At 74.1% G+C, this 20,217-nt stretch carries 17 protein-coding genes; 5 read left to right on the top strand and 12 right to left on the bottom strand.

The window, feature by feature from the left end; genetic code table 11:
• Positions 1 to 18 precede the first annotated feature (18 nt).
• Positions 19 to 1,125 carry a nitronate monooxygenase family protein gene (locus tag ABZX75_RS19735; RefSeq protein WP_355412129.1) on the bottom strand — a complete coding sequence of 369 codons (1,107 nt, stop codon included), beginning with the start codon at positions 1,123 to 1,125 and terminating at the stop codon, positions 19 to 21.
• A gap of 147 nt (positions 1,126 to 1,272) precedes the next feature.
• Here ABZX75_RS19735 and ABZX75_RS19730 point away from each other — a divergent pair, with 147 nt between their 5' ends.
• A complete protein-coding gene (locus ABZX75_RS19730; protein WP_355412127.1) occupies positions 1,273 to 3,297 on the top strand; it encodes a serine hydrolase in 2,025 nt (674 codons plus the stop codon).
• Positions 3,298 to 3,407: 110 nt separating this feature from the next.
• On the opposite strand, the gene ABZX75_RS19725 is transcribed toward ABZX75_RS19730, so the two are convergent.
• Positions 3,408 to 3,785: a VOC family protein gene (locus tag ABZX75_RS19725; RefSeq protein ID WP_355412125.1), complete on the bottom strand. Its 378-nt coding sequence runs from the start codon at positions 3,783 to 3,785 to the stop codon at positions 3,408 to 3,410.
• A gap of 9 nt (positions 3,786 to 3,794) precedes the next feature.
• The gene (locus ABZX75_RS19720) at positions 3,795 to 4,466 is read right to left on the bottom strand and encodes a TetR family transcriptional regulator (protein ID WP_355412123.1); all 672 of its coding nucleotides are present in this window, start codon (positions 4,464 to 4,466) and stop codon (positions 3,795 to 3,797) included.
• 83 nt (positions 4,467 to 4,549) lie between these two features.
• Between ABZX75_RS19720 and ABZX75_RS19715 the strand changes: the two genes are divergently transcribed.
• Together ABZX75_RS19715 and ABZX75_RS19710 are read left to right on the top strand one after the other, a co-directional pair.
• Positions 4,550 to 5,770, top strand: coding sequence for an FAD-dependent monooxygenase (locus ABZX75_RS19715; RefSeq protein WP_355412121.1), 1,221 nt, complete (start codon positions 4,550 to 4,552; stop codon positions 5,768 to 5,770).
• A 74-nt stretch (positions 5,771 to 5,844) separates the two neighbouring features.
• Positions 5,845 to 6,294 carry a nitroreductase family deazaflavin-dependent oxidoreductase gene (locus ABZX75_RS19710; RefSeq protein WP_355412118.1) on the top strand — a complete coding sequence of 150 codons (450 nt, stop codon included), beginning with the start codon at positions 5,845 to 5,847 and terminating at the stop codon, positions 6,292 to 6,294.
• Between the two features lie 5 nt (positions 6,295 to 6,299).
• Here ABZX75_RS19710 and ABZX75_RS19705 read toward each other — a convergent pair whose 3' ends face one another.
• From ABZX75_RS19705 to ABZX75_RS19690, 4 genes are read right to left on the bottom strand one after another with little or no spacing between them, the layout of a single operon-like run.
• Complete coding sequence (locus tag ABZX75_RS19705) at positions 6,300 to 7,898, bottom strand: NAD(P)/FAD-dependent oxidoreductase (RefSeq protein ID WP_355412116.1); 1,599 nt, start codon at positions 7,896 to 7,898, stop codon at positions 6,300 to 6,302.
• Positions 7,895 to 10,015 carry a serine/threonine-protein kinase gene (locus ABZX75_RS19700; protein ID WP_355412114.1) on the bottom strand — a complete coding sequence of 707 codons (2,121 nt, stop codon included), beginning with the start codon at positions 10,013 to 10,015 and terminating at the stop codon, positions 7,895 to 7,897. Before ABZX75_RS19700 ends, ABZX75_RS19705 begins: the two co-directional genes overlap by 4 nt.
• Positions 10,016 to 10,041: 26 nt before the next feature.
• Positions 10,042 to 10,974 (bottom strand): oxygenase MpaB family protein, encoded by a 933-nt coding sequence (locus tag ABZX75_RS19695; RefSeq protein WP_355412112.1) that lies wholly within the window; start codon positions 10,972 to 10,974, stop codon positions 10,042 to 10,044.
• 59 nt (positions 10,975 to 11,033) lie between these two features.
• On the bottom strand, positions 11,034 to 11,399 hold the full coding sequence (locus tag ABZX75_RS19690) for a metalloregulator ArsR/SmtB family transcription factor (protein ID WP_355412110.1): 366 nt from the start codon (positions 11,397 to 11,399) through the stop codon (positions 11,034 to 11,036).
• Between the two features lie 124 nt (positions 11,400 to 11,523).
• On the opposite strand from ABZX75_RS19690, the gene ABZX75_RS19685 reads away from it, so the two are divergent.
• Both ABZX75_RS19685 and ABZX75_RS19680 read left to right on the top strand, forming a co-directional pair.
• Complete coding sequence (locus ABZX75_RS19685; protein WP_355412108.1) at positions 11,524 to 12,870, top strand: FAD-dependent oxidoreductase; 1,347 nt, start codon at positions 11,524 to 11,526, stop codon at positions 12,868 to 12,870.
• Between the two features lie 5 nt (positions 12,871 to 12,875).
• On the top strand, positions 12,876 to 14,090 hold the full coding sequence (locus tag ABZX75_RS19680) for an MFS transporter (RefSeq protein WP_355412106.1): 1,215 nt from the start codon (positions 12,876 to 12,878) through the stop codon (positions 14,088 to 14,090).
• Here the strand turns inward: ABZX75_RS19680 and ABZX75_RS19675 are convergent.
• The 5 genes from ABZX75_RS19675 to ABZX75_RS19655 are packed head-to-tail and all read right to left on the bottom strand — an operon-like array spanning position 14,083 to position 20,137.
• Positions 14,083 to 15,309 (bottom strand): MFS transporter, encoded by a 1,227-nt coding sequence (locus tag ABZX75_RS19675; RefSeq protein WP_355412104.1) that lies wholly within the window; start codon positions 15,307 to 15,309, stop codon positions 14,083 to 14,085. The genes ABZX75_RS19680 and ABZX75_RS19675 overlap by 8 nt on opposite strands.
• Positions 15,306 to 16,004, bottom strand: a complete 699-nt coding sequence (locus tag ABZX75_RS19670) for a dipeptide/oligopeptide/nickel ABC transporter ATP-binding protein (RefSeq protein ID WP_355412102.1) — start codon at positions 16,002 to 16,004, stop codon at positions 15,306 to 15,308. The genes ABZX75_RS19675 and ABZX75_RS19670 overlap by 4 nt, the downstream gene beginning before the upstream one ends.
• Positions 16,001 to 16,984 carry an ABC transporter ATP-binding protein gene (locus ABZX75_RS19665; RefSeq protein WP_355412100.1) on the bottom strand — a complete coding sequence of 328 codons (984 nt, stop codon included), beginning with the start codon at positions 16,982 to 16,984 and terminating at the stop codon, positions 16,001 to 16,003. The genes ABZX75_RS19670 and ABZX75_RS19665 overlap by 4 nt, the downstream gene beginning before the upstream one ends.
• Positions 16,974 to 18,704, bottom strand: coding sequence for an ABC transporter permease subunit (locus tag ABZX75_RS19660; RefSeq protein WP_355412098.1), 1,731 nt, complete (start codon positions 18,702 to 18,704; stop codon positions 16,974 to 16,976). Before ABZX75_RS19660 ends, ABZX75_RS19665 begins: the two co-directional genes overlap by 11 nt.
• Positions 18,701 to 20,137, bottom strand: a complete 1,437-nt coding sequence (locus ABZX75_RS19655) for an ABC transporter substrate-binding protein (RefSeq protein ID WP_355412096.1) — start codon at positions 20,135 to 20,137, stop codon at positions 18,701 to 18,703. The genes ABZX75_RS19660 and ABZX75_RS19655 overlap by 4 nt, the downstream gene beginning before the upstream one ends.
• Between the last annotated feature and the right edge of the window lie 80 nt (positions 20,138 to 20,217).

Here is a 20,217-nt window from a genome sequence, read left to right as displayed (position 1 = left end):
GGCGGTCGCGCTCCTCTCTCAGACTCGGCCGGCGATGCGCGTGATGCGGTCGACGGCCTTCTCGAAGCCGCGGGTGAGGTCGTCGAAGGCGGCCTGGACGCTGCGCTCGGTGTTCATCCGGCCGACGATCTGGCCTACGGGGGTGCCGAGCAGCGGCTGGACCTCGTACTTCTGGATGCGGGAGACGGCCTCGGCGACCAGCAGGCCCTGGAGCGGCATGGGAAGTGCGCCGGGCCCCTCCGGGTCGTCCCAGGCGTCGGTCCACTCGGTACGCAACTGGCGGGCGGGCTTGCCGGTGAGGGCGCGGGAGCGCACGGTGTCGCCGGAGCCGGCGGCGAGCAGCTTCTCGGTGAGGGCGCGGGAGTGGAGGTCGGCCTCGGTGGTAGTGAGCCAGAGGGAGCCGAGCCAGGCACCCTGGGCGCCGAGGGCGAGTCCGGCCGCGATCTGCTCCCCGCTGCCGATACCGCCCGCGGCGAGGACGGGGAGAGGGGCGACGGCCTCGACGATCTCGGGGACCAGGACCATGGTGGCGATGTCGCCGGTGTGTCCGCCGGCCTCGTAGCCCTGGGCGACGACGATGTCGATGCCCGCTTCGGCGTGGCGGCGGGCGTGCTTGGCACTGCCGGCGAGGGCGGCGACGAGGACGCCGTGGTCGTGGGCGCGCCGGACGACGTCGGCAGGCGGGGAACCGAGGGCGTTCGCCAGGAGCTTGATGGGGTAGTCGAAGGCGACGTCGAGCTGGTTGCGGGCGACCTGTTCCATCCACCCGGTGATCCGCCAGCCGGAGGCCTCTCCCTCGGCGAGTTCGGGCACGTGGTGCTTGGCGAGGGTCTCGCGGACGAAGTCGCGGTGCCCGGCCGGGATCATCGCCTCGATGTCGGCTTCGCTGATGCCGTCGACGGCCTTCTTGGCGGGCATGACGACGTCGAGGCCGTATGGCTTGTCGTCGGTGTGCGCCTGCATCCAGTCGAGGTCGCGCTTGAGGTCGTCGGGCGCGGTGTAGCGGACCGCGCCGAGTACGCCGAATCCGCCCGCGCGGGTGATGGCGGCGGCGACCGCCGGGAAGGGCGTGAAGCCGAAGATGGCGTGCTCGACTCCCAGTTTCTTGCTCAGCTCCGTCTCCATGGGCGGCAGGATGCCGCAGCCCGGCGGCCGAGGGAAGAGATTTTCTGATGCAGTGTCAGATTCTTTACGGGGCGGTCGGTGCGGGAGGCGGGCGGCGCGCGGGCAGATACCCACTAGCGTGCGCGGGCAGGAACAGGAGGACCGGACATGGGCGGTACGGGGGACATCGGCGCGACGGGCGCCTGCTACGGCGAGGACGGCAGCCGTGGCGGCTGCGGTGACCACGACGGCGCGATCGGCATCCGGCCGCCGGACGCGCCCGCTCCACGGGGCGGCGCCTTGACCCGGCGGCGGCTGGGCGGGCGGCTGCTCGCGCTCGGCGGGGTGCTCGTCCTGCACGCGGCGCTCCCGTCGGCCGCCGGGGCGGCGGGCAACCCGGTCGAGCGGCGCGCCCTCCAGGGCCTGCGGCTGCGGTACGGCTCCGCGCGCCAGGCCGGGTTGCTGGAGAAGCACCTGGAAGGAGTGGTGGACGAGGCGCGGCGCTTCCTGGGGCCTTCGCCCGAGCACCCCTACTACGCCGGAGCCGTGGTCCTCGCCGGGCGCGGCCGGACCATCGCCCTGCACCGCGCTGTGGGCGACGCCGTCCGGTACGCGGACTACGACGGCCGGACCGACCGGGTCCGGGAGTTCCCGGCGGCCGAACGGATCGCCATGGCCGAGGACACCGTCTTCGACCTGGCTTCGCTGACGAAGCTGTTCACGTCCATCCTGGCCGTGCAGCAGCTGGAGCGCGGCCGGCTGGAGCTGGAGGCTCCGGTGTGCCGGTACCTGCCGGAGTTCTGCGGGGACGGGGCGACCGGCGGCCACCCTGCCACGGGTACCGGAGCCGGAGCCGGTATCCGAGCCGGAGTCGGTACCGGAGCCGGAGCCGGAGCCGGAGCCGGAGCCGGTACGGGAGCCGGAGCCGGCAAGGAGCTGATCACGGTCCGGCAGCTCCTCACGCACACCTCGGGGCTCCGCTCATGGGCGCCGTTCTACCAGGAACCCACCCGCGAGGGGCAGTTGAGGCTGCTGTGGTCGGTGCGCCCGCAGGAGGCTCCCGGGACGGTGTACCGGTACTCCGACCTGAACCTCATCACGCTGCAACTGCTCCTGGAACGGATCACCGGCCGCACCCTGGACGTCCTGCTCCACGACGAGATCACCGCTCCGCTGGGGATGCGCCGCACCCGTTACAACCCGCCGCTCTCCTGGCGCCGGGGCACCGCCGCCACCGAGGTGCAGCGTCCGCCCTGGTCCGGCCTGGACCGCGGGCTGGTGTGGGGCGAGGTCCACGACGAGAACGCGTACGCCCTGGGCGGTGTCGCCGGCCACGCCGGCATCTTCGGCACCGCGTGGGACCTGGCCGTCCTCGCCCGCACCCTGCTCGACGGCGGGGCCTACGCGGGCCGGCGCATCCTGCGCCCCGCCTCCGTCGAACTGCTCTTCACCGACTACAACACCGCCTTCCCCGGCGATGACCACGGTCTCGGCTTCGAGCTCTACCAGCACTGGTACATGGGCGCCATGGCCACACCGCAATCCGCCGGCCACACCGGCTTCACCGGCACCTCCCTCGTCCTCGACCCCTCCACCGACTCCTTCCTGATCCTGCTGGGCAACTCCGTGCATCCCGTGCGGACCTGGCGGGCCGGCAGCGCGCCACGGGTCGCCGTCGGCAACCGCTTCGCCCGCGCCGTCCCCGTCCGTACGAGACACGGCGGCGCGGCCTGGTTCTCCGGGACCACTCCCGGCGGTTCGGGCACCCTCACCCTCCCGCCGCTGACCCCGGCCACCGCCGCCGCCCGGCTGCGCTGCGCCGTGTGGTGGGACACCGTGCCCGGTGAGGGCGCCTTCCACCTGGAGGCCTCGCCGGACGGACGGACCTGGGAGCCGCTGGCGTTCAGCACGCTGCGGTCCACGGGCGGCGTCGCCGAACAGTGGCCGCAGGGATCCGCCGGAGGCTGGTCCGGCCGCATCTGGCACCGCCTCGAAGCCCCGCTCACCGCCGCCTGGGCGGGCCGTGAGGTCCGGCTCCGCTTCCGCCACACCGCGACCGGCCGCTACGTGGGCCGAGGCGTCTACATCGACGTCGTACGCGTGGCGGAACCGGCGCGCCTGCTCTTCACCGAGGACCGCCCGGCCGACGCCGCCCGCATCGAGGCCGTCGGCTGGACCAGGTCCTCCGATTAGCTCCTGTCCGGGGGGCGCACGCAGGTTGCCCCGCGGATGGCGGAGGTGGCCGCCGGGCAATCGGCGGCCGAGAGCCTCCGCAGCGCCATCCGCGACATGCAGGCGGCGACTCAGTCGCCGATCAGGCAGAAGGGATGACCCGCCGGATCCGCGTAGACCCGCCAGTCGCGGTCGTCGGAACCCGGGTCGAGCACCGTCGCGCCACAGGCCAGCACCTGTTCCTGGGCCCGGTCCAGGTCCGGGACGGCGAGGTCCAGGTGGAACTGCTGCGGCCGGGCCGGGTCCGGCCACCGGGGCGGCTCGAAGTCCGCCGCCCGCTGGAAGGCGAGGACCGCGCCGGACGGCGTGTGCAGCGTCGCCCAGTCCTCGTCGACCGACCACCGTCGGTCCGGCCGGTTGACCGCGCCGCCCAGCACGGACCGGTAGAACTCGGCCAGCCGGAGCGGATCAGGGCAGTCCAGGACCACACATTGCAGTTCAGCGATCATGGCCGGATCCTAGACCGTCCGGGCGAGGACCGCATCGATCATCCGCCGGGTGACAGAGGTGAGTTCGGCCGGATCCGGGGCCGGGCGGGAGCGGGCCAGGGCGCCGGCCAGCCGGTCGTAGAGGAGCCCGTCGGCCCAGGCCACCATGAGTTCGGCCGCCTCCTGCGGCCGCTCCGCCCCCAGCTCCCGGAGGATCGCCGCGGCCCGGGCGCGCGCACCGAGGCCCGCCTGGTGGAAGTCCGGCTCCAGCTCCGGATTCCGCGCGGCCTCCAGGCTCAGCTCGAAACGGGCCAGCTGCCTCGCCCGCCCGGTGGTCAGCCAGCGGTGCAGCAGCGCGGCGAGCGCCGCCGCCGCCGCCGTGTCCCGGTCGGGCGGCTCGGGGATTCCCGGACCGCTGCCGTCGCCACTGCCGTCGGCGTCGCGGTCGCCGTCGAGGCCCGCGTCGAGGTCTGCGTCGAGGTCGGCGAGGTCCAGCTCCGCCAGCCGCTGGTAGCAGGCAGCGATCAGTGCCGTCCTCGTACGGAAGTAGTACGAGGTGCTGCCGGCCGGCAGTCGGGCCGCGGTGTCGACGGCTCGGTGGGTCAGGCCCCGCAGTCCGGCCTCGGCGACGAGGTCGATCGCCGTGTCCGCGATGAGCGTTCTGCGGTCCGTCGTCTGCGGGATCGGGTCAGGAGTGGACATGGCTTCACTCTACAGCTGTAGAGTGAAGGCCTCGCCTCTACAGACGTAGAGGCGACGGTGCGGTGCGGAAGAGGGAGCATGCGATGCCGGAGCTTCAGCGTCATGCGGTCGTCGCGGGTGCGGGGATCGGCGGGCTCACGGCAGCCGTGGCCCTGCACCGCCGCGGCTGGCGGGTCACCGTGTGCGAGAGGGCGCCGCAGCCGCCCTCCGTCGGCGCCGGTATCGTCCTCGCGCCCAACGCCCTGCGCGCCTTCGACGCCATCGGCTTCGATCCGGCCCGCGCCGCGGGCCATGCCGTCGCCGCCGCGCTGGGCGGCCTGCGCCGCCCCGACGGCCGGTGGCTCAGCCGCGCCGACACCGCCGCGATCGTGGCCCGCTACGGCCGGCCCGCGCTCGCCGTGCACCGTTCGGCCCTCGCCGCGGCCCTGACCGCTTCGCTCCCCGACGGCGCCATCCGGTACGCCACCGCCGTCACCTCCGTCACCTCCGAGGACGGCGCCGGCGCCGACGGCGGCTGCCCGGTGGTCCGCACCTCGGCCGGCGACCTCCGCGCCGACCTCGTCCTCGCCGCCGACGGCATCCACAGCGCGCTGCGCCGCCAGTACTTCCCGTCCCACCCGGGCCTGCGCTACAGCGGCGAGACCGCGTGGCGCACCGTCCTGCCCGCCGAGTCCGCGCCCCCGGTGGCCGCCGAGACCTGGGGGCGCGGGGAGCGTTTCGGCGTCGTCCCGCTCGCCGACGGCCGGGTGTACCTCTACGCCACCGCCGTCGTCCCCGAGGGTTACCGCCCCGCCGACCTCCGCACCGAACTGCTGCGCCGCTACGGCACCTGGCACGACCCGATCCCGGCGCTGCTGGCGCGGATCGACCCCACCGCGGTGCTCCAGCACGACCTCTACGATCTGGCCGCCCCGCTCCCCCGCTTCCACCAGGGCCGCCTCGCCTGGCTCGGCGACGCCGCCCACGCCATGACCCCCAACCTCGGCCAGGGCGGCTGCCAGGCCGTCGAGGACGCCGTGGTCCTCGCCCACCTCCTGGACGGGGCGGACGTACCGGCGGCCCTGGCCGCCTACAGCGCGGCCCGCTGCGCGCGGACCGACGCCATCCGGGTGCGGGCCCGCCGGGCGGGCCGGATCGCCGCGCTCAGCCACCCCTTCGCCGTGGCCGCCCGCGACCTCGCGATCCGCGCCACCCCCGCCCGGGCCGCGCGGCGGGCGCTGGACGGCCTGTTCGACGGCTTCACGCTCCCCGCCCCCGCCACCGCTCCCGCCCCTGGCACCACCTCCGCGCCGCAGGCGGCATAAACATCGTGCTCGTGGGTGTTGATGCTCGTTGCTGAGGTTTGTCGACCGTTCAACGCGAAGGCAGGCAGAGCCATATGACGACCGACATCGACTGGGCCAACCCCACCGACCCCAAGCCGGGGAGCTGGCAGCTGGACCACGTCAAGCTGTACATCGGCTCGAACGGAGCCGAGGGCCACCACTGGAACGGCACCCAGACCCTCCTGCTCACCACCGTGGGCCGCGTCTCCGGCAACCCCGTCCGGACCCCTCTCATCTACGGCGAGGACGAGGGCCGTTACTTCCTCGTCGCCTCCAACGGCGGCGCCCCCGAGCACCCCTCCTGGTACAAGAACCTCACTGCGCATCCCGAGGTCCGCATCCAGGTCGGCCCCGAGACCCTCCAGGGCACGGCCCGCACGGCGACCTCCGAGGAACGCGCCGCGTACTGGCCACTGATGCTCAAGCACTGGCCGTCGTACGACGAGTACCAGAGCAAGACGGACCGCGAGATTCCCATCGTCGTCATCGAACCCACGCGCTGACGGGGTCAGTTCCCCAGCACCGCCATCGCCGCGTTGTGGCCGGGGACCCCGCTGACGCCGCCGCCGCGCACCGCGCCCGCGCCGCACAGCAGTACGTTGCGGTGGGCGGTCTCCACGCCCCACCGGCCGGTGCCTTCGCCCTGGCCGGACCCGTACGGCCAGGACAGGTCGCGGTGGAAGATGTGGCCGCCGGGCAGGCGCAGTTCGCGCTCCAGGTCCAGCGGGGTCTTCGCCTCGATGCACGGGCGGCCGTCCGCGTCGAAGGCCAGGCAGTCGGTGAGCGGCTCGGCCAGGTGCGCGTCGAGCTGCGCGAGCGTAGCGGTGAGCAGCGTCTCTCGCGCGCCCTGGTTGTCCCTCCCGAACAGCCGCGCCGGGGTGTGCAGTCCGAAGAGGGTGAGCGTCTGGTAGCCCTGCTCCACCAGCTTCGGCCCGAGGATCGTCGGGTCGGTCAGCGAGTGGCAGTAGATCTCCGAGGGCGGTGCGGACGGCAGTTCCCCGGCGGCGGCCTCCGCGTAGGCCCGGGCGAGTTCGGCGTACCCCTCGGCGATGTGGAAGGTGCCGCCGAAGGCCTCGCGCGGGTCCACGGCGGTGTCCCGCAGCCGGGGCAGCCGCCGCAGCAGCATGTTGACCTTGAGCTGGGCCCCTTCCGGGGCCGGCCCGTCGGACGGTGTCTCGCCGAGGAGTCCGGCCAGCGCCCGCGGCGAGGCGTTGACCAGCACCGTGCGCCCGACGATCCGCCCCTCCCCCGCCGCCGTACGGAAGACCACCTCGGCCGGTGAGGTCCCGTCCTTGTCGATCCGCAGCACCTCGTGCCCGGTGGCGATCTCCGCGCCGGCCTTCCGCGCGGCCGCGGCGAGTGCGTCGGTCAGGGCGCCCATGCCGCCCACGGGGACGTCCCAGTCACCGGTTCCGCCGCCGATGACGTGGTAGAGGAAGCAGCGGTTCTGCGCGAGCGAGGGGTCGTGCGCGTCCGCGAAGGTGCCGATCAGAGCGTCGGTGAGCACCACGCCCCGGACGAGGTCGTCGGCGAAGTGCCGCTCCACCGCATGCCCGAGCGGCTCCTCGAACAGCATCCGCCAGGCGGCCTCGTCGTCGATCCGGGCCCGCAGCCCCTCTCGGGTGGGAAGCGGCTCGGTCAGCGTGGGGAACACCTTGGCGGCGACCCGTCCGGTCGCCGCGTAGAAGGCGCGCCAGCTCTCGTACTCCCGCTCCGAGCCGGTCAGCCGTGCGAAGGATTCCCTGGTGCGCCGTGCGCCGCCGCCGACGAGCAGTCCGCCGGCCCGGCCGCCGCGCTCGGTGGGCGTGTACGAGGAGACCGTGCGCCTGCGCACGGCGAACCGCAGGTCCAGCTCGCGCACGATCTTGGCCGGGAGCAGGGAGACGAGGTACGAGTAGCGCGACAGGCGGGCGTCCACGCCCGCGAAGGGGCGGCTGGAGATCGCGGCGCCGCCGATGTGCCCGAGCCGCTCCAGCACCGCCACCGAACGGCCCGCCCGGGCCAGGTACGCGGCGGCGACCAGGCCGTTGTGCCCGCCGCCCACGATCACCGCGTCGTACACGGCCTTCTCGAACACGCCCTGCCCGGTGCCCCGCGAGGTCGTCATGGCTCTTGGTAGCACACCTGGCCGAGCCGCTCCAGGCAGTACGCCTCGTCGGCGTGGGCCAGTGCCGTGTCGGGATGCTCGTCGCCGAGGGCCCGCTCGCGGATGCCCGCCACGTCGCGGTAGACGGGCAGCGCCTCCTCCCAGCGGCCCAGCCGGCCGAGCCCGGCGGCGAGTTCCCGACGGCTGGCGAGGGTGTCGGGGTGCTCCGGGCCGAGCACCTCCGCGCGGGCGGCGCCCACCTGCCGCGCCTCGGCCACCGCCTCGTCCCAGCGTTCCAGCCGGCCCAGGTTGACGCCGAGGACGTGCCGGGCGCGGAGCGTCTCGGGGTCGGCGGCCCCGTACGCGCGGGTGCGGTCGCGGACGAGGGCCCGGAACAGGTCGAGGGCCTGCTCGAAGCGCCCGGTGCGGCCGAGCGCGACGCCGACCTCGTAGCGCGCCGCGAGGGTGTCGGGGTGGTCGCGGCCGAGCACCCGCTCCCGTACGGCGGCGACATGGCGGAAGTCCGCCAGCGCCTCCTCCCAGCGGCCCAGCCGGCCGAGGGCGTACGCCACCTCGTACCGGGTCAGCAGCGTGTCCGCGTGCTCCGCGCCGAGCACGGCCGCCCGGTCGGCGGCGACCTCCACGGCGGTGGCGTGGGCGTCCGCGAACCGGCCCAGGGCGCCCAGGGCGCAGGCCAGGTTGTGGCGGCAGCGCAGGGTGTCGGGGTGGCGCGGCCCCATGGTGCGTTCACGGGCGACGAGCACCGCGCGGTAGATGTCGTACGCCTCCCCGTGGCGCCCGAGCCTGCCCCTTTCGTACGCCGCCTCCTGTCGCGCCGCGAGGGTGTCCGGGTGGTCCGGGCCGAGGACCCGCGTGCGCCCCTCGGCCACGGCTTCGTACACGGCCAGAGCCTCCTCGGGCCGGCCGGCGCGGCTCAGGGCGTAGGCGCGCGCGTGGCCCGCGGCGAGCGCGTCGGGGCCCTTCCCGCGCGGGCCGGGGCCCGGGCCGAGGCCGCCGACGCCGGGTCGGGGGCGGCGCGAGATCCCGTACGCCGAGGTGAGCCGCGGGTCCTCGGCCGGCTCGGGGCGGACGAGGGGCTGCGGGCCGCTCGGGCGGTCGGCGCGGTTCCCGGCGACGGACCGTGCGGCCGTCCAGGAGCCGGTGAGGACGGCCCATTCACCGCTCGCGGGACGGGCATCCTGCCCGGCCTTGCGCCCGGCGGTCATGCCGCGGGCCCATGCCGGGAGCGGGGCCCGGGCGCCGGGCGGTCCGCTCGGGCCGACGCGCGCCTCGACGAGCCGGCGGTGCAGGTGGCGGGCGTCGCCCGGCCGGTCCTCGGGCCGCTTGGCGAGCAGGTCCAGAACCACCTGGGCGAAGTATTCGGGCAGTTCGGGACGGTGTTCACGCGGCGGCACGGGCGCGGTGTCGCGGTGGCCGACCAGCACGGACCAGGAGTCGCCGAGGTCGAAGGGCGGGGCGCCGGTGGCGATCTCGTACAGGACGCAGCCGAGGGAGTAGAGGTCGCTACGGTGGTCCACCTCGCCGCCCGCGATCTGCTCGGGCGACATGTAGTGCGGGGTGCCCATGGCCATGGAGCCGCCGGTCAGTTTGGCGGTGAAGCCGATGTCGTGGGCTAGCCGGGCGATGCCGAAGTCGCAGATCTTCACCGTGCCGTCGGTGAGCCGCATGATGTTGGCCGGCTTGAGGTCGCGGTGGACGACGCCCTGGTCGTGGGTGTAGCCGAGGGCGGCGGCCATCTGCTCCGCGATGTCGACGACCACGTCCACGGGGAGCGGGCGCGTTTCGTTGTCTTCCAGGAGCTGGCTGAGGTTGCGGCCTTCGAGGAGTTCCATGACGAGATAGAGGGGGCCGCCGGCCGCGCTGTCGTCGCCGAAGTCGTGGACGACGGTGACGCCCCGGTGCTGGAGGGACGCGGCGACGCGCGCCTCCCGGCGGAACCGCTCGCGCAGCACCTGGGTGAAGTGGGCGTCCTGCTCCGGCCCGAGCGGCTTGAGGCACTTCACGGCGACCTGGCGGCCCAGCGATTCGTCCCGGGCCCGCCACACCTCGCCCATGCCGCCGCGCCCGATCAGATCGAGCGACCGGTACCGGCCCTGGATCAGTCTGGACTCCGCCATGTCGTGAAGTCGCCCCCGTCGTCGTGCTACGCCCTCCCCGGCCGGTCCAGTATGGCCGCTGATGTGCGCAGTGTGTACGTCGAGGGGCGGCTCCCGGGGCCCATGCGACGCATCGCTCTCAAGATGTGACCTGGCGGCAGCTGCCAGCGCAGACCTGCGGGAATGCTGCGCAGCACGTGTCCGGTGAGGCGCAGGCGCCGGGTGACGCGGCGTGGGGCGGGTGCGGGTCGCCCGTACAGCTGGTGCGCCCAGCCGGGCAGCGAACCGTACGCGAGGCCGGCGAGGGGGCGCCACACCAGATGCCGGCCGGGGACGAGGAGCGGGTGGACGGGCGGGCTGCGCAGGAAGGCGTCCACCGCGTGGGCGTCGGCTCCGGCGGCGAGCACGGGGCGGACCGTGTCGAAGTAAGCGGCCAGCCGGGCGGTGTCGGCGGGGACGGTGGCCGGATCGAGGCCGACGAGGCGGGCGTTGACCCGGTTCTCGTCGACGTAGCGGTCGGCCTGGGCCGGGGTGAGGGGGACGCCGGAGCGGCGCAGGACGTGCAGGAAGCTGTCGATCTGCGCGCAGTGGATCCACAGCAGCAGCTCGGGATCGTCCACGGGGAACCGCTCGCCGGTCGCCGGGTCGGTGGCGGACAGCCTCCGGTGGATCCCGCGGACGCGGGCACCGGCCCGCTCGGCGGCCTCGGTGGTGCCGTAGGTGATCGCTCCGACGAAGTCCGCGGTGCGCAGCAGCCGCCCCCAGGCGTCCTGTCGGCCCCTCTTCGACTCGAACGCGGCCGAGTTCTCGATGACCCCGCGGACGGCGCGCGGGTGCAGGGCCTGGAGGTACAGCGCGCGGACTCCGGCGATCCACATCATCGGATCCCCGTGGCACTGCCAGGTGACGGACGCGGGGCCGTAGAGCCCCGGATCGGCAGGTGCTCCGGTCGCGCCGGCGTGCTCTTCTCCTGTGGCCATCCCCGTACCTCCTGTCGTGAGGCGCCGATGTCGTGCGCCACCCTCGGCGGCGCTCCCCGTCAGTTCGGCAGGTCGAGCAGGGCCGACATCGCCGCGACCACCGACGGTTCGACCTTGTAGTAGACCCAGGTGCCGCGCCGCTCGGAGGTGAGGAGCCCGGCCTCGCGCAGCTTCTTCAGGTGGTGGGAGACGGTGGGCTGGGAGACTCCGACATCCGCGATGTCGCACACGCAGGCCTCGCCGCCCGCGTGGGAGGCGACCTTGGAGAACAGCCGCAGGCGGACCGGATCCGCCAGCGCCTTGAACATCACGGCCATCTTCTCCGCGTCCGCCTGCGACAGCTCGGCCGAGGTGAGCGGAGGGCAGCACGGAACGGCCGGGCCGGTCGGCAGGACCGGAAGCTCGACCACCTGAGAATTCGACATACGTCTATGTTGACACTCATCGATACGGGTGGCAAGCTCAGGCCATCGACATCGACAGACATCGAATCAGGCCGAGGCTCAATCCCAAGGCCAATCCCAAGGCCAAGTTCAGGAGATCAACGTCATGAGCGAGCAGCAGCTTCCCGTCGTCGTGATCGGAGCAGGCCCGGCCGGCCTGGCCGCCGCCGCGCACCTCACCGAGCGCGGCATCACGCCCCTGGTCCTGGAAGCCGGGCCCGTCGCCGGCAGCGCGGTGCGCGAGTGGGGTCACGTACGGCTCTTCTCCACCTGGTCCGAGGTCGTCGACCCGGCAGCCGAGAAGCTCCTCGCGCCCACCGGCTGGACCGCCCCCGACGGCTCGGCCTATCCCTCGGGCGCGGACTGGGCGGAGCAGTACCTCCAGCCCCTCGCCGACGTCCTCGGTGACAAGGTCCGCTACGGCGCCACCGTGACCGGCGTCTCCCGCCTCGGCCGCGACCGGATCGTCGACGCCGAACGCGAGCAGCAGCCCTTCACCCTCAGCATCCTGAACGCCGACGGCACCGAGGAGCGCCTGCTGGCCCGCGCGGTCATCGACGCCTCCGGGACCTGGTCCACTCCCAGCCCCATCGGCGGCGACGGCCTCCCCGCCCTCGGGGAGCCGGCCGCGGCCGACCGCGTCTCCTACCGCATCCCCGACCTCAAGGACCCGGCCGTCCGCGCCCGCTACGCCGGCAAGCGCACCGCCGTCATCGGCTCCGGCGCCTCCGCCTTCACCGCCCTGGCCTACCTGGCCGACCTCGCCAAGGAGGAGTCCGCCACCCACGCCGTGTGGATCCTGCGCCGCGGCATCAGCGGCTCCACCTTCGGCGGCGGCACCGCCGACCAGCTCCCCGCCCGCGGCGCCCTGGGCCTCGCCGCCAAGGCCGCCGTCGACCAGGGCCACGCCGACGCCGTCACCGGCTTCCGCACCGGCCGCGTCGAGAAGACGGGCGACCAACTGGTCCTCATCTCCGAGGACGGCCGCCGCCTGGATCCCGTAGACGAGGTCATCGTCCTCACCGGCCTGCGCCCCGACCACTCCTTCCTGAACGAGCTCCGCCTGGGCCTCGACGAGCGCCTCCAGGCCCCCGTCGCACTCGCCCCGCTCATCGACCCCAACCAGCACTCCTGCGGCACCGTCTACCCCCACGGAGTCAACGAGCTCTCCCACCCGGAGAAGAACGTCTACCTCGTCGGAATGAAGTCCTACGGCCGCGCCCCCACCTTCCTCGCCATGACCGGCTACGAGCAGGTCCGCTCCATCGCCGCCTCCCTCGCCGGCGACCAGGAAGCCGCCGAGCGCGTCGAACTCACCCTCCCCGAAACCGGCGTCTGCGGCGGCGCCGGCCTCTTCGACCAGCCCCAAGCCGAGGAGAGCACCGGCGGCGGCTGCTGCGCGGCCCCCGCCACACTCACCATCGGCGCCCCGGCCTCCTCCGGCGGCTGCTGACCGACGTGCCGCACATCCGGGCCGACGCGGCCGCGACCGGTACAGGCCTCCGGTCGCGGCCGCGCGCCGCCCTCCCCGCCCTGTGCGCCACCCAGATCACCAGCTGGGGCATCGTCTACTACGCCTTCCCCGTCCTGCTCGCGCCCCTGACGGCCGACACCGGCTGGTCGGTCACCTCCGCCACCGCGGCGTTCTCCCTGGCCCTGCTGGTGTCCGCGGTCGCCGGAATCCCGATCGGCCGCATCCTCGACCGCCACGGTCCCCGCGCCGTGATGACCGGCGGCTCCGTGCTCGGCACCCTCGCCGTCCTGGTGATCGCCGCGGCGCCCGGCCTCGCGGTCTTCACGGCCGGTTGGTTCCTCGCGGGCATCGCCATGGCGGCCACCTTCTACTCCCCCGCCTTCGCCGCCATCACCCGCTGGTGGGGTCCCGACCGCATCCGGGCCCTGACCATCGTCACCCTCGCGGGCGGACTCGCCTCCACCGTCTTCGCCCCGCTGACGGCCACCCTCGCCGCACACCTCAGCTGGCGGGCCACGTACGTGGTCCTCGCGGTCGTCCTCGCCGCCGTCACCATCCCGGCGCACGCCCTGGCCCTGCGCGCCCCCTGGCCCGCGGCGCCCCCGACACCACCAGCCGCCGACCGCACACCGGTCACGCGCAGCCGCCCCTTCCTGCTGCTGGCCGCGGCCTTCACCCTGTCCGGATTCGCCATGTACGCGGTGGTCATGGGCCTGATCCCGCTCCTGACCGAACGCGGCGCCGACGCGACAACCGCCGCCTGGGCCCTCGGCCTCGGCGGCGCCGGCCAGACCCTCGGCCGCACCCTCTACGCCGGCCTCTCCCTGCGCACCTCGGTCACCACCCGCACGGTCACCCTGATCGCCCTCGGCGGCGCGACCACGGCAGCCCTCGCCCTCATCCCGGGCCCCGTACCCCTGCTCGTCCTCCTCGCCGTCGTCGCCGGAATCGTCCGCGGCAACCTCACCCTCCTCCAGGCCACCGCCGTCACCGACCGCTGGGGCACCGCCCACTACGGCCGCCTCTCCGCCCTCCTCGGTGCCCCGGCCCACATCGCCGCGGCCCTCGCCCCCTGGGCGGGAGCCGCCCTCGCCGCACCCCTCGGCGGCCACGCGCACCTCTTCGCCCTCCTCGCCTCGCTCTCCGTGGCCGCCGCCTGCCTGGCGCTGGCCTCCCGTGTGCCCGCGGGCGCTAAGTGACACCGAGGGACTGCGGCGGCCCGGGGCGGCCGGCGTCCCGCTGATCCGTACGGGCGGTCACCGCGTCCGCGGCGCCGCGCGGCACGAGCAGCAGGCCCAGTACGGGGAGGGTGCTCAGGACCAGCCAGGGCGCCGGGCCGTCAAGGTCGAGGAGAGCTCCGGCCGGTGCGCCGCCGGCGAGGACCACCAGTCCGGAGACCGACGAGAGCGCGCCGGTGAACAGGCCGAGGCGGCGGGCGTCGACCAGTTCGGGGACGTAGGCGCGGGCGGCGGGGACGACCAGCATCTGACCGAGGGTGAGCAGGACGACGAAGGCGAGGGCGGGCCAGATCCCGTCCAGGGGCAGCAGGGCGCCGGTCGCGGCGAAGGCGGCGGCGATCACGGCCAGGCCGCAGCGGATCATCGCGGGCAGGCTGAGGCGTGCCGCGGCCCAGCGCTCCACGGGCACTTGGCCGAGGACGGCCATGCCGGACGAGAGGGCGAACAGCCAGCCGAGCGCCTGCTGCGTGCCCGTGGCCCGGTCGAGTTCGGCGGGGAGGGCGAGGTAGAGCTGGTTGTAGGCGAGCAGATAGGTGGAGTAGGCCAGGGCGAGGGCCAGGAAACGGCGGTTGCGCAGGAGGGGACGGAGCGCGAACCGCTCGCGCGTGCCCGTCGGCTCGGCAGGAGGCATCAGACGCCAGTGGCCGGCCAGGACGAGGATGAAGACGGCGGCTCCGGCCAGGCACGAGCCGCGGAAGCCCGCGCCGAGCAGGACCGTACCGACGAGCGGGCCGAGCAGAGCGCCGGCCTGCCCGCCGGCCGAGAACTTCGCGAGGACGCGTGTACGCACGGGGCCGCCGGTCTTCTCGATCCGTACGGCCTCCCGCGCGATCTCGGTCTCCACGGCGGGGGAGAAGAGAGCCGCGGCGAAACCGACCAGGACCACGGCGGCGATCACCGACCAGGTCGTCGGGGCCAGACCCAGCCAGACGAAGCCCGCCGCGCGCAGGGCGCATCCCGTGAGGACGACGGGCCGGGGGCCGTACCGGTCGGTCAGTGCGCCGCCGACCACGAACATGCCCTGCTGACTGAAGGTGCGCAGGCCCAGGACCAGCCCGACCAGTGCGCCGCCCAGGCCCAGCGTGCCTCCCAAGTGGTCGGCGAGGTAGGGCAGTACGGCGAAGAAGCCGACGTTGAAGGCGAACTGGCTGCCGATCAGCAGCCGGGCGAGCGGAGTCACGCCATGAGCCTTCCGGCTCGCATGGTCAGGACCCGGTCGCAGAAGTGCCGGACGACGGGCATGTCGTGGCAGATGAAGAGGTATCCGAGGCCGAGCCGCTCCTGGAGGTCGAGAAGGAGGTTCAGGACTCCGGCACGCAGGGAGGGGTCGAGGGCGGAGACGGGCTCGTCGAGGACCAGGAGGCGGGGATCACTCGCCAGGGCCCGGGCGATCCCGGCGCGCTGGCACTGCCCGCCGGAGAGTTCGTGCGGGAACCGCTCGCCGTGGGAGGCGTCGAGGCCGACCGTGTCGAGGAGCTCGGCGACCCGGCCGGGACCGGTCGCCCGGGACCAGCGGCCCTGGACGCGCAGGGGCTCGGCGATCTGCTCGCGCAGCGGCCTGCGCGGGCTGAGCGAACCGTAGGGATCCTGGAACACGGGCTGGATGCGGGGCCGGAACGGCCGTAGCCGCTTCTCGTCCAGTGCGGTCAGCTCGGTGCCGTCCAGCCACACCTGCCCGCTGTGCGGGGGGCGCAGCTGCAGGACGGCGTCCGCGGTCGAGGACTTGCCGCAGCCGGACGGGCCGATCAGACCCACCGTCTCGCCGGCGGCCACGGAGAACGACACCCCGTCGACCGCGGTCCGCGTCCCGTACCGGACGACCAGGTCACGGACGTCGAGCAGCGGACGGCGCGGGTTCAGGCGACGCGGGTTCATACCTGCTCCAGGACGTTGAGATGGCAGGCGACCTCGCGCCCGTCCCAGCGGCGCGGTACGGGCACTTCCGCGCGGCAGCGGTCCGTGGCGTGCGCGCAGCGCGGTGCGAAGGCGCATCCGGGCGGCAGTGCGTCGGGCGCGGGCTGCTGGCCGGGGATGGCGGGCAGCCGGGATTTGCGCGGGTGATCGCCCGCAGGGAGGGAGGCGAGGAGGGCGGCGGTGTACGGGGCTGCGGGCCGGGCCAGGACCCGGTCCACCGGGCCGTACTCGACGAGCCGGCCGGCGTACATGACGGCCATCCGGTCGGCGTGCTCGCGCACGGCGTCGAGGTCGTGGGTGACCAGGAGGAGCGAGGCGCCGCTCGCCCGGCACCGCTCGGCCAGCACTTTCAGGATCCGGGTGCGCGTCTCGGGGTCGAGCGCGGTGGTCGGTTCGTCGGCGACCACCAGGTCCGGTTCGTTGACCGTGGCCATCGCGATGACGGCGCGCTGGCGCATCCCGCCGGAGAACTCGTGTGGATACGCGCTCCATCGGGCGGCCGGGATGCCGACCTGCTCCAAAGCCTCCTCGGTCCTGGCTCGCGCCCTGCTCGCCGACAGCCTTCGTACGCCGCGTACGGCCAGAGCCAGTTGGGGGCCGACGCGGTGCACGGGAGACAGGGCCGAAAGGGCGTCCTGCGGGATGAGCGCGACGCGCCGGCCCCAGTGGGAGGGGCTGATCGGCTCGCCGCGCAGCAGCACACCGCCCGCGACCTCCGCCTCGCGCGGGGCCATGCCGAGTACGGCCCGGGCGGTCAGCGACTTCCCGGCCCCGGACTCCCCGACCAGGGCGAGCACTTCACCGGGCCGTACGTCGAAGGAGACGCCGCGGACGGCTTCGACGCCGCCGAAGGAGATGCGCAGATCACGTACCGAGAGGAGAGGGTCAGGGAGGAGGGGGTCAGAGAGGAGAGGGTCCGAGAGGAGAGGGTCAGAGCGCACCGGAACTCGTCTTCTTTCGCAGGCGTACGTGCCCGGCGCGCCGGGGCCCGGTGTACGCGGACAGGGTGACGGTGAGGGCGGCGAGGAGCGCCAGCGCCACGGCCGGGGCGAGGGCCGCCACCGGGGCGCGCTCCACGTAGTCGGCGGCCTCGTCCAGCAGCAGGCCCCACTCGGGGGACGGCGGCTGGGCGCCCAGGCCTAGAAAACCCAGCGCGGCCAGTGCGAGGGCGATACCGGGCAGGCGCAGCACCGCGTGCCGGGCCACCGGGACGGCCACCGAGGGCAGGACGTGCCGGGTCAGGATCCAGGCCGGGCTCGCGCCGATCGCCTTCTGGGCCAGCAGGAAGCGGGAGGCCCGTATCTCTTCGACCAGCGCGGCGGCATGGGCCGTCAGCGAAGGCCAGGAGACGAGCGCGACGGCCAGCGCGGCCCCGCCCGCGCCGGCGCCGAGGACGGCGGCGACCAGGACGCCGACGAGCACCGGGGGAAGGGCATTGGCGATGTCGGCCAGTCCCGTCGCGAGGTTCGGCAGGAAGCCGAGGGCGAGCGCGATCACATACCCGAGGAGGCAGACGACGGCCGCCGTGCCGACGGTGGCCGCCGCACCGTGTCCGAGCCGGGCCAGCACGTCGCGGCCGAGCGCGTCGGCGCCGAGCGGGTGCGCCCCTGACGGCGCGGCCAGGCGGGCGGCGGTGTCGATGGTGTACGGATCGCGCAGCAGGCCGCACCCGATCAGCCCGGCGAGCACGACGCCGAGCGCGACCGGGATGGCCGCGGGCACCTTCAGGGGGCGGGGCGCCGGCAGCGTGAGACCGGCTTCCCGCAGCGCCGGGCCGAGCAGCCGCCTGCGCAGCACCGAGGCCACGGCACCCGCCAGCAGGCCGAGCGCGAGCAGGGCGAGGACCGAGCCCTGGAGCAGCGGAACGTCCTGGGACTTGACGGCGCCGAGGGTGGTGCGGCCCAGCCCGGGGATCGCGAAGATCGTCTCCACGGCGACCGCACCGCCGCTCAGACCGACGGCGACCATCCCGAACTGCCCGGCCAGCGGCGGAGCTACGCGCCGCAGCGCGCCCAGGGCGACCCGCGGGTGGCTGACGCCGGCGCCGCGCCACAGATGCGCCCACCGTTCGTCGAGAACGGGGGGCAGGGCCTCGGCGACCAGGCGGCCGAGCAGCCCGCCCGCCGGGAGGCCGAGGGCCAGGGCGGGAAGGACCACGTGGGCCGGACCGGCCCAGCCCGAGGTCGGCAGCCAGCCGAGCCCCACCCCGGCCAAGATCAACAGCACGGTGGAGAACAGGAATTCGGGTACGGACGTGAGCATCGCGGCGAAGGCCCCGGACGTGCCCCGCCCTCGTATCAGCACCGGCACGACCAGCGCGGTTGCCACCAGGAGCGCCACCACCAGAGCCGCGCCCATCAGCGCCAGCGACACCTGCAGGCCGGCGGCCACCGACGGCAGCACCTCCGTCCCCGACACCCAGGAGGCCCCCAGATCACCGCGCAGCAGCCCGGCCGCCCACCGTCCGAGCAAGCCGAGCGGGCCCGCGTCCAGACCGAGGTCCGCGCGAATGGCGGCCAGCGCCTCGGGGGTGGGCTCCTGTTCGGCGGATTTCGCACGCAGCAGGCTCAGCGCCGGATCCTTGCCGGACAGCCAGGGCAGCAGCCCCACCACGGTGAGCACGGCGGCCAGGGCGGCCGCCCTGGTGAGTCCGGCCCTCACTTGACGTACGTGTCGATCGTGACGAGTTCCCGCTCGCGCGGGTCGTGCGCGACGCCGGACACGCCCTGCGCGTCGCCCTGGATGACACGCTCGTGCAGCATCGGCACGGCGGCGTCGGTGGCGAGCGCGGCAGCTTCCGCGTCGATGACCGCCTTGCGGCGGCCCTCGCCGACCGCGGTCTCGGAGGCTGCGGTCAGTGCCTGGTCGACGCCCGCGTCGGCGAGGCGCGAGATGTTGAAGGAACCCTTGCTCGCGAAGTCGCTGAAGAGGTACGCCGCCGCGTCACCGGAGTCGAGAACGGTGGCCCGGGACAGGATGAACGCGTCGAACCGGCCCGCCAGGGCGTCCGCCTCGATGTTGGCGTACTCGCGCACATCGAGCTTGACCTTGAATCCGACGGCCTGGAGCTGCTGTTGCAGGATCTGGGCGACCTCGGGCAGCTCGGCCCGGTCGGTGTACGTACCGATCGTGATCTCGGCGCCGCCCGGCTCGGCGGCCGGGGTGCGCGCGACGCCCTGGCGAAGCTTCGCGGCCCACGGCAGGGCGGGGCCCAGCAGCCCCTGGGCGACATCGGCCCGTCCCTCGTAGACGCTCTGCACGATCTTTCCGGCGTCGATCGCCTGGCGCGCCGCCGCCCGGAGCCCCGCGTCCTTGAAAGGGCCGGACGCGGTGTTGAGGTAGAGGGTGTTGGTGCGCGGCATCGGCACCTCGGTGATCAGCTTCTCGTCCAGCAGTCCGGCCTGGGAGACCGGTACCGCTTCCACGATGTCGGCCTCACCACTGCGCAGCGCGGCGGCCCGCGCGGTGCCGTCCGGCACGAACTTCACGTCGATGCCCGCTGCCTTGGCCTTGCCTCCCCAGTAGCCCTCGTAGCGCTCCAGCGTCGCCGATGCCGTGCCGTTCACCTTGACCAGCTCGAACGGTCCGGTTCCGGCGCCCACGGGATTCACCGTCCTGCCGGCGTACGCCTTGGCGGCCAGGATCGACAACTGCGGCGAACTGAGCCGCTGCGGGACGAGGTGGTCCACGGTCGCGGTGGTGACGGTGACCGTGCGCGGGTCCACGGCTTCCGCCGAAAGCTCGACGCCGTCGAGAATGCGCGGCTTGGGCGAGGCGCTCGCGGCGGCGGTCAGCGATGTCACGACCGACTGCGCGGTCAGGCCGGTGCCGTCGTGGAAGGTCACGCCCTCGCGGAGGGTGAAGGTCCAGGTCTTGCCGGACTGCTTCCATCCGGTGGCGAGCGCGGGTGCGGCGTCGCCGTCCTGATCGAGCCTGACCAGCGTTTCGGCGGTGGACCAGCGCGACAGTTTGAACGCGTCGTCCGTCAGCGGCGAGAGACCTGACCGTGGCGGCTGCATCATCGCGACGCGTAGGCGGCTGTCGCCGGACCTGGTCGCGGCGGAGTCACCGGCGGCGAAACAACCCGTGAGCATGGCCGAGCAGACAGCCAGCGCGGCGAGGGACTGGAGTCCCCTGCGGCATATATGTGAACTTTCAAGCGAATGCAAGGCAG

The sequence above is a fragment of the Streptomyces sp. NPDC003038 genome (assembly GCF_040611115.1).
Taxonomy (GTDB): Bacteria; Actinomycetota; Actinomycetes; order Streptomycetales; family Streptomycetaceae; genus Streptomyces.
The sequence above is the reverse complement of the archived record's forward strand: the minus strand, read 5'-3'. Positions and strand labels throughout refer to the sequence as shown.

Excerpts from the sequence above, each read along its gene's own strand:
- ABZX75_RS19735 (WP_355412129.1), bottom strand. The coding sequence starts at position 1,125 with ATGGAGACGGAGCTGAGCAAGAAACTGGGAGTCGAGCACGCCATCTTC.
- ABZX75_RS19730 (WP_355412127.1), top strand. The coding sequence starts at position 1,273 with ATGGGCGGTACGGGGGACATCGGCGCGACGGGCGCCTGCTACGGCGAG.
- ABZX75_RS19725 (WP_355412125.1), bottom strand. The coding sequence starts at position 3,785 with ATGATCGCTGAACTGCAATGTGTGGTCCTGGACTGCCCTGATCCGCTC.
- ABZX75_RS19720 (WP_355412123.1), bottom strand. The coding sequence starts at position 4,466 with ATGTCCACTCCTGACCCGATCCCGCAGACGACGGACCGCAGAACGCTC.
- ABZX75_RS19715 (WP_355412121.1), top strand. The coding sequence starts at position 4,550 with ATGCCGGAGCTTCAGCGTCATGCGGTCGTCGCGGGTGCGGGGATCGGC.
- ABZX75_RS19710 (WP_355412118.1), top strand. The coding sequence starts at position 5,845 with ATGACGACCGACATCGACTGGGCCAACCCCACCGACCCCAAGCCGGGG.
- ABZX75_RS19705 (WP_355412116.1), bottom strand. The coding sequence starts at position 7,898 with ATGACGACCTCGCGGGGCACCGGGCAGGGCGTGTTCGAGAAGGCCGTG.
- ABZX75_RS19700 (WP_355412114.1), bottom strand. The coding sequence starts at position 10,015 with ATGGCGGAGTCCAGACTGATCCAGGGCCGGTACCGGTCGCTCGATCTG.
- ABZX75_RS19695 (WP_355412112.1), bottom strand. The coding sequence starts at position 10,974 with ATGGCCACAGGAGAAGAGCACGCCGGCGCGACCGGAGCACCTGCCGAT.
- ABZX75_RS19690 (WP_355412110.1), bottom strand. The coding sequence starts at position 11,399 with ATGTCGAATTCTCAGGTGGTCGAGCTTCCGGTCCTGCCGACCGGCCCG.
- ABZX75_RS19685 (WP_355412108.1), top strand. The coding sequence starts at position 11,524 with ATGAGCGAGCAGCAGCTTCCCGTCGTCGTGATCGGAGCAGGCCCGGCC.
- ABZX75_RS19670 (WP_355412102.1), bottom strand. The coding sequence starts at position 16,004 with ATGAACCCGCGTCGCCTGAACCCGCGCCGTCCGCTGCTCGACGTCCGT.
- ABZX75_RS19655 (WP_355412096.1), bottom strand. The coding sequence starts at position 20,137 with ATGCTCACGGGTTGTTTCGCCGCCGGTGACTCCGCCGCGACCAGGTCC.